The following is a 14006-nucleotide window of genomic DNA, read 5'->3' as shown; positions in this document are numbered from 1 at the left end:
AGCTCGGCGATCCGCAGTTACGACGTCACCCGCATCGAGGGCACCCTGGACGGAACCGGCACGCCCTCCGTGCAGTACCTGGAGGTCATCGAGGTGACCGACATCGAGGAGTACCGGGCGGTCGGCAACACTCCGGAGTTCGTCAACCTTCTCCAGGAGTGGGCGACTTTCGTGGAGCTCGACGAGGCGCTGCACGGGACCGTCATCGTCTGTCCCGCCGCGGCGACGGGTCCGGCGAACATCGCGCACACCGAGCAGCCGGTGGTGGTGGCGGCGACGATCCCGGTCGAGACGAGCGTGTCCATCCAGGTCCGCCGTGCCGGGCCGTCACGGTGGCGGCGCGGTGGAACGGCGGTGACTGGATGAAAGGGGACGGAACACCCGGCCGAGGGTGTCCAGGCCGGCCGCCGAGCGGCCGGCCTGGACATCGGGATCAGGCGATGTCGTACCGGTCGAGGTTCATGACCTTGTCCCACGCGGCCACGAAGTCGCGCACGAACTTCTCCCGCGCGTCGTCGCTCGCGTAGACCTCCGCAACGGCCCGCAGCTCGGAGTTCGAGCCGAAGACGAGGTCGACGCGGCTGCCGGTCCACGTCACCGCGCCGCTGGCGCGGTCGCGGGCCTCGAAGGCGTCGTCGTCACCGGCCACCGACTTCCACTCGATGCCCATGTCGAGCAGATTCGCGAAGAAGTCGTTGGTCAGCGTGCCCGGCTTGTCGGTGAGCACACCCGCCGTGGACTGTCCGGTGTTAGCGCCCAGCACGCGCAGGCCGCCCACCAGGACGGCCATCTCCGGCGCGCTCAGGTTCAGCAGGTTCGCGCGGTCGACCAGCAGGTACTCGCCCGGCAGGCGCTGCCCCTTGCCGCGGTAGTTGCGGAACCCGTCGGCCATCGGCTCCAGGTGTGCGAACGACTCGACGTCGGTCTGCTCCTGCGTCGCGTCCGTCCGACCGGGGGTGAACGGCACCTCAACGGCGTGTCCGGCGTCCTTCGCGGCCTTCTCGACCGCGGCGACGCCGCCGAGCACGACGAGGTCGGCGAACGAGACCTTCTTGCCGCCGGTCGCCGAGCCGTTGAAGTCGGACTGGATGCCCTCCAGCGTGCGGATGACCTGGGCCAGCTGGTCGGGGTCGTTGGCCTCCCAGCCGCGCTGCGGCTCGAGGCGGATGCGGCCGCCGTTCGCCCCGCCGCGCTTGTCGCTGATGCGGAACGACGCGGCCGCCGCCCACGCGGTGAAGACGAGCTGGGAGACCGTCAGGCCCGAGTCCAGGATCTTCTGCTTGAGCGCGGCGACGTCCGCGGAGTCGACCAGCTCGTGGTCGACGGCCGGGACCGGGTCCTGCCAGAGCAGCTCCTCCTGCGGGACCAGCGGCCCGAGGTAGCGCTGGATCGGGCCCATGTCACGGTGCGTCAGCTTGTACCAGGCCCGGGCGAACGCGTCCGCGAACTGGTCCGGGTTCTCGTGGAAGCGGCGCGAGATCTGCTCGTAGACCGGGTCGACCCGCAGCGCGAGGTCCGAGGTCAGCATCGTCGGAGTGCGGTTCAGCGTGCCGTCCTGGGGGTCCGGCACGGTGTCGGCGCCCGCGCCGTCCTTCGGCTTCCACTGGTAGGCCCCGGCGGGGCTCTTGGTCAGCTCCCACTCGTAGCCGAACAGGTTGTCGAAGAACCCGTTGCTCCACTGCGTCGGCGTGGAGGTCCAGGTGACCTCGAGACCGCTGGTGATCACGTCCCGGCCCTTGCCGGTGCCGAAGCTCTGCTTCCAGCCGAGGCCCTGCTCCTCGAGGGAGGCGCCCTCGGGCTCCGCGCCGACGTACCGGTCCGGGTCGGCCGCACCGTGGGTCTTGCCGAAGGTGTGCCCACCGGCGATCAGCGCGACGGTCTCCTCGTCGTCCATCGCCATCCGGCCGAACGTCTCGCGGATGTCGCGGGCCGAGGCCAGCGGGTCCGGGTTGCCGTTCGGGCCCTCCGGGTTGACGTAGATCAGGCCCATCTGGACGGCGCCGAGCGGCTTCTCGAGCTCCCGGTCACCGGTGTAGCGCTCGTCGCCCAGCCAGGTGCGCTCGGGGCCCCAGTAGACGTCCTCGTCCGGCTCCCAGACGTCGGCGCGACCGCCGGCGAAGCCGAAGGTCGTGAAGCCCATCGTCTCCAGGGCACGGTTGCCCGTGAAGATCATCAGGTCGGCCCACGAGATCTTGCGGCCCCACTTCTTCTTCACCGGCCACAGCAGCCGGCGGGCCTTGTCGAGGTTCCCGTTGTCCGGCCAGCTGTTCAGCGGCGCGAAGCGCTGCATGCCGGCTCCCGCACCCCCGCGGCCGTCCTCGACGCGGTACGTGCCGGCGCTGTGCCACGCCATGCGGATCATGAACGGGCCGTAGTTGCCGAAGTCGGCCGGCCACCAGTCCTGCGAGTCCGTCAGCACCGCGTCGACGTCGCCGGCCAGCTCGTCCAGGTCGACGGTCGCGAACTCCGCGGCGTAGTCGAAGTCGGCGTCCATGGGGTTGGCCACGGCCGAGTGCTTGCGGAGGATCTTCAGGTTGAGCTGGTTCGGCCACCAGTCGGTGTTGCCGGCACCCTCGGTGGGGTGGCCGAGGCGTCCGGCGTGGACCGGACAGCCGCCGGCTTCCTCCGTGTTCATCTTCGTCTCGACGGTGGTGTGACTCTCGGACACGGGTGGTCCTCCTGGCTCGAAAGGGTGGTGGTCAGGACGGGTGTGCGGTGGAGCAGCCGGGGCACAGGCCCCAGTAGACGACCTCGGCCTCGTCGATCGCGAAGCCGTGGTCGTCCGACGCGGTCAAACAGGGTGTGGCGCCGACGGCGCAGTCGACGTCGGCGATGGCACCGCACGACCGGCACACGACGTGGTGGTGGTTGTCGCCGACCCGCGCCTCGTAGCGCGCCAGGGAGCCCTTCGGCTGGATGCGCCGCACCAGACCGGCAGTGGTCAGCGCGCGCAGCACGTCGTAGACGGCCTGGTGGGACACCTCGCCGAGATCCTCACGCACGACACCGATGAGCGAGTCCGTGTCGGCGTGCGGATGGTCGTGCACCGCGGACAGCACCGCTATCCGAGGACGCGTCACACGCAGGGCGACCCCGCGCAACATGCGCTCGAAGTCCGAGGTCGTTGGCACGCCCCGGAGTGTGGCGTAGTTTCTGGAATCAATCAAGAATCAGGTGTCGGTCCTCGACTCATGTCCGGCCGGGGAGAGCACGACAACGTGGCCGGCCTGGCTGCCGAAGGCACGGGGTTCAACCCTCACGGGTTCCTTTCTCGCGAGCCGCCAGCCACTCCGCGAAGTCGCGAGCGGTGATCCGCTCGTCGTGGACTCCGGCGGCATCCGGGGAAGCCAGCCAGACGATCGGCGGCCCCATGATCGACGGGTCGAGCAGGTTGTCCCGGAGCTCCTCCACCATCTCGGCAGGGACCATCCCAGTGGCGGTCGCCCCACCGGGAAGCAGGATGTTGGCGGTGACCGGCGTGTCGGCCAGGTCGGCGGCCATCACCCGGGCCAGCGCCTCCACCGCGGCGCCGGAGGGACCGTAGGGGATGAAGCCGCGGCGGGTCATCGTCTGCTCGTTCATCGAGATCGTGACGATCCGTCCGCCGCCGGCGCTCAGCATCCGCGGCACCACCTCCCTGGCGACCAGGAACGTCCCGGTCGCCTTGGTCTCCAGCACGTCGCCGAAGCCGGCGGGCGCCACCTCCCAGAACGGCTGCGGCTCGGTCATGAACCGCGGGTTGACCGTCCGCATCCCGATCCCGGCGTTGTTGACCAGCACGTCCAGGCCCTCCAACATCCCGTAGACGCCGTCGACCGCCGCCGACACCGAGGTGGGGTCGCGGACGTCGAGCTCGATTCCCACGGCCCCTGCGCCCAGCTCCGCGGCGGTGGCCTGCGCCCGTTCCCCGTCGCGGCTGGTCAGCGCAACCCGGGCGCCCGCCTGCACGAGCGCTTGAGCCATCGCCCGGCCCAGACCGCTCGTGCCGCCGGTCACCAGGACACGGGTGCCGCTCAGTTGCGCCGTCGACAGCTCTGAAGCACTCATGACCACGACGCTACGGTCGAGAGCATGCTCGAAGTCAAGCCACGGCGGGTACCGGGCCCGCTCGCTCCGATCCTCAGGCGGCCCTGAACATCGAGGCCGCTCGCCGCACCGGGGTCAGCGGGCACACCCTGCGCCACAACGAGCGCGCCGGCCTCCGCCGGACCGGACAACGAACACAGCGACTGGCCTCGATGAGTCGCATCTCGGACGGTGGGCGAGGCTCGCGGCGTAGGGCCCCGTGCCTTCCGATTCCTCCCCGGGAAGCGCCGGACGGGCAGCGCCCGGGCGATTACTGCTTGGAGTAAGCGAACGGACGAACCGCGATGACCACGCGATCCGGCGCGTCCGGCGGCGGAGCCGCGTTCGACTGTCCGTAGCGGTGGGCGAGCTCGACGTAGAAGGCCCCGGTCGGGTCGGGAGTGACGCTCTCCACCACGCCGCGCGCCTGCAGGTAGCGGTAGGGCTGCTCCGGGTCCGGCACCGACAGCGCGACGTGCGGGTTGCTCTCGATGTTGCGCAGCTTCGCCCGGCGGGTGGTATGCGTGAAGCGGAGCAGCTCCCCGTCCCAGGAGAACCACATCGGGGTCACCGCCGGGTCGCCGTCCGGCCGGACGGTTGCCAGGTGGCCGAGGTTCGGCTGGATCAATAAGTCCTCGTAACCTTCGGGGATCTTGTTCACGCCGCCCATTGTGCACCTGGCGTGCAACATCACAGGCCGGCCAGAGCGCCTCCGGTCACCGCGGTCACCGGCGTACCACTCGAGCCGCTGGGCGGGTCTCACGGTTGTTCGTCGCACCACCTCTTCAGGGAGGGATCCGCGCCTGAGGCCGGCCTCGCGGCTTTCTGCCTGCGGGCAGGCTGTCCGTTGTTCCGGTGCGCGTCGGGCTTGCTCGCTTGGGTCTGCCGAGTCAATCTGTTCGGGTGAGTGAGCAGACTGTGCAGCTGACGTTGGACGACTCGGGGCTGGCCACGGACCTCCCTCGGCCCGAGAACGCCCACGACGAGGTCCAGCAGGTCCCCTACCGCCCGGTGCAGTTCCGCGACGACGACCTGCCCACCGCCCTCGAGCGGTCCGCCGCCTGGCTACGTGCGGCGCAGCAGTGGTTGGGCGAGCCTCTCGACGTGATCGCCGTCCATCTGGACTACGACGACAGCGCCGGCGCCCCGTACTACGAGGTGAAGCTTCTCTGCAACGAAGAAGACCTGGCGGGGGCACCGCTCGCCGTTCAGCGTGCTGGGGCAGACGACGCGCCCCCGGGTCTGTGACCCGTCGACCATCCCGGCGCCGATCCGGAGTCGCGCGCCGCGAGCGGCTCTTCCGGCTGGTAGGCGGCGCGTTCCTCGCCCACCAGCCGGCCACTCGACTCCGTGCGAATCCGTCTTCTCCGAGCGCACCGGCCACACAGCCGGAGCAGTGGATTCCGCCACCTACGAGGTGCCCGCGGCACTGCGACCCGCGCTCCAGGACGCCCGGGTCGCAGCCGTCGACGTGGTGAACGCGGGATCGGCGAGCCGCTCCCCTATCGCGGCGGTGCGGGCAGCCGGTGATCGTGACCGCCCCACCTCCGCAGCCGCACCCTCCCGATCCTGCAACGGTCAACGGATCCACCACCGACGTCGCGGGCGACGATCCGGCGCCCGTTTCGCCGTCCGAGATCGGCGACCCCGACCAGCCACCAGAAGGACAACCGACGATGCCGTCCACGACCACCGACGACGAAGTCCGCCTGCACTGGGAGGAGACCGGCCGAGGGGCCCCGATCCTGTTCATCCACGAGTTCGGTGGCGACCACCGCTCCTGGGCACCGCAGGTCGAGCGTCTCAGCGATCGGTACCGCTGCATCACCTACGACGCCCGCGGCTATCCGTCCTCCGACGTTCCGACCGATCCCGCCGCCTACTCCCAACAACGCGCGGTGGCGGACGCGATCGCGGTCATGGACGCCGCCGGGGTGCGGCTCGCCGACGTCGTCGGCAACTCGATGGGCGGATTCGCCGCCCTTCACCTGGGCCTCTCGCACCCTGGCCGGGTGCGATCACTCGTGGTCGCAGGCTGCGGGTACGGCGCCCACTCCGAGCAGGCCGACGCGTTCCGTGCCGACGCGCTCGCCATCGCCGACGAGTACGACAGGAAAGGAGCCGAGTCGGTTGCCGCATCCTACGGCAGCCGCCCCGCCCGACAGCAGCTCCAGCTCAAGAACCCTGCCGCCTACGCCGAGCACCTGCGCATCCTCGCCGAGCACGACCCGGTCGGAGCAGCCCTGACGATGCGGGGCGTCCAGGCTGCGAGGCCGTCGCTCTACGCCCTCGAAGGCGTGCTCACTGCCATGTCCGTCCCGACGTTGCTCCTCGTCGGGGACGAGGACCACGAGGCCATCCAGGCGAACCTGATGCTGCGCCGCACGTTGCCCGACGCCGGGCTCGCGGTGCTCCCCCGGTCAGGACATCTCACCAACCTCGAGGAACCCGACCTGTTCACCGCCCTCGTCGAGGGCCACCACGCCACCGTCGACCGACGCCGTTGATCCCGAACTGCGCCCTGCGGCCTCGGAAACGGGTTCCTACTCCCGCGCTCGTACGGGTCACCGCCTGACCGACCGGAGTCTCCAGGAAGATCGAGGCTAGCAAACTGTGGACGACACACCGATCGGGCTGTGGCACGAGGCGGCTCGGAGCCGACCGAGACGCCTGGGATCTCGAACTTCTCGCCCGGTCGCGGGAAGACCATGCGGTCCTGGGACTCCCCGGCCCCGCGTTGCGAGACCAGCACCGGCGAGACAACCCGGCAGGCGAAACATCCACCATCCGCGTTTGGAGCCCGCGCCCGGTGACATCCACTCCCAGGGGCGCCAAGGCACCCCGCGACGAACGAGGAGGCGCCATGACCCAGTTCCTGATCGGCATCGACCCGACCGTGCCCCCGAGCGGTCCCGGTTGCCTCGAGTGCGACCAGACCGGCGGGTGGTGGTTACACCTGCGCCGCTGCGCGCTGTGCGGCCACATCGGCTGCTGCGATACCTCACCCTCCCAGCACGCCACCGGGCACAACGCCACCACGGGGCACCCGGTAATCCGCAGTTACGAACCCGGGGAGGACTGGTTCTGGGACTACCCCAGCGCACAGGCGTTCGCAGGCCCGCCGCTGGCGCCGCCCGAGCATCACCCGCTCGACCAGCCAGTGCCCGGGCCAGCCGGCCGTGTACCCGCTGACTGGCAGTACCACCTCCACCGATGATCAGCTGAAACAGCCCCGACCACCGGCGCGGCCCGCATCCACGACGCGCCGAGCGGCACTCTGGCGTTCTGTGGCGGGGTCCGGTGGCTGTATCGGCATTGCGGTCGTCGCCGCGCGGGTGGAGCTGCTCGGGGCGACGGGTTCGTCGCCCGGTGTCGCAGAGCCTCCACAGCCGGCGAGCTGACCGGCCGGCGGCCCGCGATCCGCCGTGCGACCGCATCGTCGGCACGGTGTGGATGAAGGGGTCTCGAGCCCAGGGCATCCTCCTGCACGCTTCGGGTAACCAGGTGACAAACCGAATAGCGTGTAATGGTGTAAGCGACCCCACCGCGACGACGAAGGGCGACCAGTGACGGACACTCCGAGCGACGACGTACCGACCCTGATCGCCTGGGCGGGCGGCCCGGCGGCGATCCGGCGACTCATCGACGCCTTCTACGACCGGGTCGAGACCGACGACCTGCTCAGCCCGTTCTTCCCGGGCGGGGTCAGCGATGAACACCGCCACCACGTCAGCCTCTGGTGGACCGAAGTCCTCGGCGGCCCCGCCGACTACACCCTTCAGCTCGGCGGCTACGAACGCATGCTCGCCCACCACCGCGGCCTGGCCATCACAGCCGAACAACGGCTCCGGTTCGCCACCACCATGAGCCGAGCCGCCGACGACGCGGACCTGCCTGCCGATTCCGAATTCCGCGCCGCCCTGATCAGCTATCTCGAATGGGGCACTCGCCTTGCCATGGCCAACTCCCAACCGGACTCGACCCCTCCCCCACACGCACCGGTCCCGCGTTGGGGATGGGGAGTCGCCCCGCCCTACCAGCCCTGACACAAGGATGCCGACCACGACCGCAGGGGACACCAGACCGTGATCCACCAGCGCCTGCCTTCGGTCACGTCGAGGAACGGCTACCGGCGGACGCGCAAGGTCCAACGCGCCTCCACCTGATGACCCCGGCCGTCCCACACGGGACCCGTGATCAGGCGTTCACGTCGCTACGCCGTGTCCAACCCCCCCGGCGCGCTTCACGCTCCCGGGTCCAGCCCATCTGCACTCAGGGGGAGCACCCTGACGGTGGAAATGCCATCGGCCGGAGAAAGGGCTGCATGCTGCCGTGGGCAGCGGTGCAGCCGGAAGGCAGGACCTCAGCGTGGACCCGGACGATTCTGATGGGGCTGCGGGCGCTCTCCTCGCTGATGGCCACGGCCACCGTGCTCGCTATGCCATCGCCGGCTTCGACCAGGCCAGCCATGCTTCGGCCGAGCTCAGCGAGAGTGTCGTCCAGCGAACCCGGGGGAGGACGTGAACCGTGACGTTCGTCAACGCGTTCCTGATCCTGTTGTTCATCCTGATCGGCGGCTTCTTCTCGGCCGCGGAGATCGCGCTGGTGTCCCTGCGCGACGCGCAGGTTCGCCGGCTGGCCGAGCGGGGCAGACGCGGGTGCGCTCTGGCGCGGCTGCGGGAGGACCCCAGCCGGTTCCTGTCCGCGGGCCAGATCGGCGTGACCGTCGCGGGCTTCTTCGCCGCCAGCTACGGCGGGGCGACACTCGCGGTCCAGCTCCAGCGCGTGCTCGTCGACCACGGGTTGGCACAGGACATCGCCACCACCCTCGCGCTGGTCCTGGTCACGATCGTCGTCTCCTACATCTCGCTGGTGCTGGGCGAGCTGGTCCCCAAACGGCTGGCGATGCAACGCCCCGAGGCGGTGGCCCTCCTCGTCGCCCCGGTGCTCGACCGGATCGCCCGGATCTTCCGGCCGGTCATCTGGCTCCTCTCCGTGTCCACCGACACCGTCGTCCGCCTGCTCGGCATCGACCCCCACACGAAGACCAAAGCGGTCAGCGAGCAGGAATTGCGCGACCTGGTCGGCAGCAACGAGGAACTCACCCGGGAGGAACGACGGGTGCTGACCGACGTGTTCACCGCCACCGACCGCGTCGTGCAGGAGGTGATGATCCCCCGCACCGAGGTGGACTTCCTGCCCGGTCCGATGCCGATCCACGACGCGGCGGAGTACGTCACCGAACGACCGCACTCGCGCTACCCCGTCATCGGCGCGTCACCCGACGACGTCAAGGGCGTGGTGCACGTGCGCGACGTCCTGACCGCCGCGCACCGCCACGCCCACGGCCTGGACACCCCGCAGACGGTGGTCGAGCTGGCCCGAGAGGCACCGTTGCTCCCGGCCAACCTCCCCCTCGTGCAGGCGCTCGCCCAGATGCGCCGGAACGGGCACCTGGCGATCATCGTCGATGAGTACGGCGGCACCGCCGGGATCGTGACCCTCGAGGACCTCATCGAGGAACTCGTCGGGGACATCCAGGACGAGTACGACCCCCGCCCACAGCCCCCGAGGGCACTCGAGGACGGCAGCATGGAGCTCGACGGTCTGCTGCACCGCGACGATCTCCACGAGCTCACCGGGATCGAGCTCCCGGAAGGCCACTACAACACCCTCGCCGGATTCGTCGGCGACCACCTCAGCCACACCCCCGCAGTCGGCGACAACGTGACAGCCCTGCGACACCGATTCACCATCACGGAGCTGGACGGCCGACGCGCCTCCCGAATCCGAGTGACTCCGCTGCGCGACGACGCCGATCCCCGAGGCACCCCGCCCGGCAGCTCCGACACCGGACCCCGCCAGACGTGAAGATGCGCTGACCGAACCTCTTCCCGTGGCGGGTCAGACGGTCGACGCGACCTCGCGGTCGACGCCACGTCCTCCCGCACGGGATCCTCTACCGGGCGGCTCGGCCGTGCTCGGGAGCGGTGGTCTCCCTCGTCTGCACGCGGGCCCGGTGGATCGCCCGCCACACACGCTCCGGCGTGAGCGGTAGGCACGTGATCTCCACGCCGAGGTCGGCGAGCGCGTCGCAGATCGCGTTGGCGACCGCGGCACCGGGAGGGATCGTTCCGACCTCCCCCACCCCGCGCAGACCGAACGTCGTGACCGGCGAGGGCACCTCGGTGTGCAGGAGCTCGATCGGCGGGACGTCGGCTGCCGTGGGCGCGAAGTAGTCCAGCATGCTGCCGTTGACGAGCTGGCCGGTGTCGGGGTCGTAGAGCAGCTCCTCCCCCAACGCCGCGCCGAAGCCCTGCACCAGCCCGCCGCGCACCTGCCCCTCGACGATCTTCGGGTGCACCGGGACGCCGCAGTCGTGGACGAGCACGAACCGCTCGATGTCGAAGTCCCCGGTGTCCGGGTCGACGGACACGACAGCCGCCGCGGTGCCGAACGAGTATGCCGCGTCCGGCGGTTCGAAGTGCGCGGTCGTCTCCAGGCCCGGCTCCTCGCCGGCCGGCAGGCCCTGGCCCGTGATCGCGATCGAGAAGACCTCCGCGAGCGGGAGCCGCAGCACGGGGTCGGCCCGGTGCACCACCGCGTCGTCGACGACGTCGAGCTCGGCCGGATCGGTCTCGAGGCGGAACGCCGCGATGCGCAGCGTCTTCTCCCGGAAGCGCTCGCTCGCCTCCTTGAGCGCCCCCGCCGCGGCGATCATCGTGCGGGAGGCGAACGCGCCGGTGTTCAACGGCGAGTCGCTGGTGTCCCCCGCGTGCACCCGGACCGCGCGGTAGCCGATGCCGAGTACCGCCGCGACCACCTGTGCGAACGCCGTCTCGCTGCTCTGCCCGATCGAGGACACCCCGGTATACATGTCGACACCGCCGGAGCGGTTGGCGCGCAACGTCACCGACTCGTGCGCGCCGAACTGCGATCCGCGCCGGGCGAGGAAGCGGGCGCTCGCGTACCCGGTGCGCTCCACGAACGAGGACAGCCCCACACCGACCAGCCGGCCGTCCGGGCGCGGGCCGCGCCCCGCCCGGCGCAGACCCGCGTAGTCGACGGCGTCGGCGGCCATGTGCAGGCAGCGCAGGTAGTCGCCGCTGTCGTAGACCGCGCCGCTGACCGCCTTCCAGGGCAGCTCGTCGGGGCGGAGCATGTTCCTCTCGCGCAGCTCCAGCGGGTCCATGCCCAGCCGGCGGGCGAGCCTGTCGATCAGGCGCTCGAGGGGGAAGTTGACCTCGGGCTGGCCGTAACCGCGGTACGCGCCGATCGGCGTCTTGTTCGTCACCGTGACGCGGCGCTCGACGTGCCCCTCGGTGACCCGGTACGGCCCGGTGAAGACCACACTGGACAGCTGCGCCGAGCCGAAGCCCGAGTTCCACGCGCCCAGGTCGGTCGCGTAGGTGTCCGTCATCGCGGTGATGCGCCCGTCGGCGGTGGCGCCGATCGTGAAGTCGTGCACCGCCTCGCGGGCGTGGGTGGTCGCCCGGAAGTGCTCCATCCGGTCCTCCACCCACTTGACCGGCTTGCGCAGCGCCATCGCGTGCAGCGCGGCGAGCACGTCCTCGGGATAGATCCCGAGCTTGAGCCCGAAGCCACCGCCGACGTCGGACGCTCTGACCTTGACCGACGACTCGTCGATGCGCAGCACCTCGGCGAGCTGCTTGCGCACCAGGTGCGGGACCTGGGTCGAGGAGTGCACGACGAGCTCGCGGGCGCCCGGCCGCCACTGCGCGACGACGGCGCGCGGCTCCATGGGCAGCCCGGTGACCCGGTTGATGTGGAACCGGTCGGCCACCACGACGTCGGCCTCGGCCAACCGGGCCTGCGAATCGCCGGCGCCCTCGGGGTTCGACACCAGCAGGTTGGAGTCCAGCTGTCCGGGGTGGATCACCGGCGCGTCCGGCCCGAGAGCCGCGGTCGTGTCCGTGACGTGCGGGATCGGTTCGTAGGCGATGTCGATCAGGTCGAGGGCGTCCTCGGCGATGTGCCGCGAGGTGGCGACGACGCTGACGACCGGTTGTCCCTCGTGCGCCGCCACGTCCTGGGCGAGCGCGTAGTAGGGCAGCTTCGGCGCGCCGGGCACCGGGCGCAGCACCGTCAGCGGCTCGCTGCGGGCCAGTACGTCGGATCCCACCAGGATCTGGCGCACCCCGTCGACCTGTTCGGCGGCCGAGGTGTCGATCGAGAGGATCCGGGCGTGCGGGTACGGGCAGCGTCCTACCGCCATCTCCAGCAGGTACGCGGGCGCCACGTCGTCGGTGAACTGCCCGTCCCCGCGCAGCAGCCGTTGGTCCTCCTTGCGGGGCACGCTGATGCCGATCGGCATCGCCGGCGCCTCGGTCACCGCCGGCGCCTCGTGCTCAGGGGACCTGACGGGCGTCTGCGTGTTCTCGACCGTCGACGTCATGCCGCACCGCCCTTCGCAAGGTGGCCCTCGATCGCGCGGACGATGCCCTCGTAACCGGTGCACCGGCAGAGCACCCCGGCCATCTCCTCCCGGATCCCGTCCGCGTCCAGCGGTGTCCCCCGCTCGGTGAGCGCCGTCGCCGTCATCAGCATCCCGGGCGTGCAGAAACCGCACTGCAGCCCGTGCTCCTCGGCGAAGGCCCGCTGCAGGGGGTTGAGGTCGTCGTCGGTCGCGAGCGACTCGACGGTGCGCACCTCGGCGCCGTCCAGCTGAGCGGCGAGCATCAGGCAGGACTTCACCGCGGCGCCGTCGACGATCACTGTGCACATCCCGCAGACGCCCTGCTCACACCCCACGTGGGTGCCGGTCAGTCCCAGCCGGTGGCGCAGGAAGTCGGCGGCGTGCAGCCGGGCCGGCACGACGGCGTCGATCTCCTCGCCGTTGACGGTCGTGGTGATCTCGACCTCGGGCTCGGTCACTGGGCTCCCTTCGCGAACCGGCCGGTGGCCGGGCGCATCTCGTCCACCGCCACGTCCCCGTCGAGCACGACCGGCTCGTCGTCGAGGAACAGGCTGTTGCCCCGCATCGGGATGTCGAAGTGGCAGGGCGTGTCGTTCGGGCCGCCGAGCTCGTTGTTCGGCCCGATCGAGAACATGACGTTGCCGTAGAACGAGCGCAGCTCCATGCCCATGCCGCCGGGGAACTGCGTGAGCCCGTGCCACTGCGCTCGATCGTCGAGACCCCAGCCGACGTGGCTCATGCCGTAGCCGCGCGGGTCGTCGAAGCTCTCGATGTAGGACTTCACCAGCTCGGCGTCGAGCCCGCCGCGGATGTCGGTGATGAAGCCCTTCTCGATCGTCAGCGTGACCGGGGTCTGGGCGTAGGTGTTGAACGGCAGCAGCACGTCGCCGGGCGCGATGACGATCTGCCCGTCGACGCCGTCGTCGTGGCCGCCGGTGAAGACGAACGCCGCGGGCCAGTGGTCCCAGCGGCCGGGCTGGTCTGTGTAGCCGTACTCGCTCATCGTCGGGTACTTGCCCAGCCGGTAGGTGACGTCGGTGCCGTGCGGGCTGGTGATCCGCATGTTCTGGGCTTTGGCCAGCAGCTCGGCACCGACCTCGACGCGCTCGCGCAGCTCCTTGGTCGGGAACAGCCGGGCCAGCAGCGGCGCGGGCTCGACGGTGGTGAGTACCCGGGTGCCGGCCCGCTGCACCGCGAACTGCTCCTCGCTGAAGAGCAGGAACACCAGGTCGACGACCATGTCGGCCTGCTTGAGCGCCTCGACGGCCTCCGGGTTGTCGGCGAGCTCGCTCTCGCCGACGGCCCAGGCGCCGGACGATCCGCCGGGCACGGGCAGGCGCATGTGGTAGGCCTTCGCGCCCAGGCTGCGGGCGGCGTACAGGAAGGCGTCGGCGTAGTCCATCCGCTCGGCGCCCTGAGACAGGACGACGACGCTCTCGCCCTCGTGCACCGCACTGAGCTCGAGCTGACGGCGGCACATCTGGTTGAGCAGGCTCTGGTCCAT

The 14006-nt window shown here is 70.6% G+C and carries 13 protein-coding genes; 6 read left to right on the top strand and 7 right to left on the bottom strand.

Going from position 1 to position 14006, the window contains the following annotated elements; all coding sequences use genetic code 11:
• Positions 1 to 366: hypothetical protein (locus JWR81_RS02480; protein WP_297646100.1), on the top strand; the 366-nt coding region annotated here is incomplete at its 5' end.
• 67 nt (positions 367 to 433) lie between these two features.
• Here JWR81_RS02480 and katG read toward each other — a convergent pair.
• From katG to JWR81_RS02460, 4 genes are all read right to left on the bottom strand, one after another.
• Positions 434 to 2635 carry a catalase/peroxidase HPI gene (gene katG, locus JWR81_RS02475; protein ID WP_297646108.1) on the bottom strand — a complete coding sequence of 734 codons (2202 nt, stop codon included), beginning with the start codon at positions 2633 to 2635 and terminating at the stop codon, positions 434 to 436.
• A 64-nt stretch (positions 2636 to 2699) separates the two neighbouring features.
• Positions 2700 to 3131 (bottom strand): Fur family transcriptional regulator, encoded by a 432-nt coding sequence (locus JWR81_RS02470; protein WP_297646098.1) that lies wholly within the window; start codon positions 3129 to 3131, stop codon positions 2700 to 2702.
• A 118-nt stretch (positions 3132 to 3249) separates the two neighbouring features.
• A complete protein-coding gene (locus tag JWR81_RS02465; RefSeq protein WP_297646096.1) occupies positions 3250 to 4047 on the bottom strand; it encodes an SDR family NAD(P)-dependent oxidoreductase in 798 nt (265 codons plus the stop codon).
• 289 nt (positions 4048 to 4336) lie between these two features.
• Complete coding sequence (locus tag JWR81_RS02460; RefSeq protein WP_297646094.1) at positions 4337 to 4735, bottom strand: PPOX class F420-dependent oxidoreductase; 399 nt, start codon at positions 4733 to 4735, stop codon at positions 4337 to 4339.
• Positions 4736 to 4968: 233 nt separating this feature from the next.
• Between JWR81_RS02460 and JWR81_RS02455 the strand changes: the two genes are divergently transcribed.
• The 5 genes from JWR81_RS02455 (at position 4969) to JWR81_RS02435 (ending at position 9936) form a co-directional block, all read left to right on the top strand.
• Positions 4969 to 5313: a hypothetical protein gene (locus JWR81_RS02455; protein ID WP_297646093.1), complete on the top strand. Its 345-nt coding sequence runs from the start codon at positions 4969 to 4971 to the stop codon at positions 5311 to 5313.
• 428 nt (positions 5314 to 5741) lie between these two features.
• Positions 5742 to 6572 carry an alpha/beta hydrolase gene (locus JWR81_RS02450; protein WP_297646091.1) on the top strand — a complete coding sequence of 277 codons (831 nt, stop codon included), beginning with the start codon at positions 5742 to 5744 and terminating at the stop codon, positions 6570 to 6572.
• 356 nt (positions 6573 to 6928) lie between these two features.
• Positions 6929 to 7282, top strand: a complete 354-nt coding sequence (locus JWR81_RS02445; protein ID WP_297646089.1) for a UBP-type zinc finger domain-containing protein — start codon at positions 6929 to 6931, stop codon at positions 7280 to 7282.
• Between the two features lie 349 nt (positions 7283 to 7631).
• Positions 7632 to 8111 carry a group II truncated hemoglobin gene (locus tag JWR81_RS02440; protein WP_297646087.1) on the top strand — a complete coding sequence of 160 codons (480 nt, stop codon included), beginning with the start codon at positions 7632 to 7634 and terminating at the stop codon, positions 8109 to 8111.
• Between the two features lie 481 nt (positions 8112 to 8592).
• A complete protein-coding gene (locus JWR81_RS02435) occupies positions 8593 to 9936 on the top strand; it encodes a hemolysin family protein (RefSeq protein WP_297646085.1) in 1344 nt (447 codons plus the stop codon).
• Positions 9937 to 10024: 88 nt separating this feature from the next.
• Here the strand turns inward: JWR81_RS02435 and JWR81_RS02430 are convergent, their stop codons facing one another.
• The 3 genes from JWR81_RS02430 to JWR81_RS02420 are packed head-to-tail and all read right to left on the bottom strand — an operon-like array spanning position 10025 to position 14006.
• Positions 10025 to 12418 carry a xanthine dehydrogenase family protein molybdopterin-binding subunit gene (locus JWR81_RS02430; RefSeq protein ID WP_297646083.1) on the bottom strand — a complete coding sequence of 798 codons (2394 nt, stop codon included), beginning with the start codon at positions 12416 to 12418 and terminating at the stop codon, positions 10025 to 10027.
• 59 nt (positions 12419 to 12477) lie between these two features.
• Positions 12478 to 12960, bottom strand: coding sequence for a (2Fe-2S)-binding protein (locus JWR81_RS02425; protein WP_297646081.1), 483 nt, complete (start codon positions 12958 to 12960; stop codon positions 12478 to 12480).
• The gene (locus tag JWR81_RS02420; protein WP_297646079.1) at positions 12957 to 14006 is read right to left on the bottom strand and encodes a leucyl aminopeptidase; all 1050 of its coding nucleotides are present in this window, start codon (positions 14004 to 14006) and stop codon (positions 12957 to 12959) included. The genes JWR81_RS02425 and JWR81_RS02420 overlap by 4 nt, the downstream gene beginning before the upstream one ends.

Origin of the sequence: Pseudonocardia sp. (assembly GCF_025965585.1) — a bacterium.
Lineage (GTDB): Bacteria > Actinomycetota > Actinomycetes > Mycobacteriales > Pseudonocardiaceae > Pseudonocardia.
Note: the sequence above shows the minus strand (reverse complement) of the source record. Positions and strands in the feature narration are given on the sequence as shown.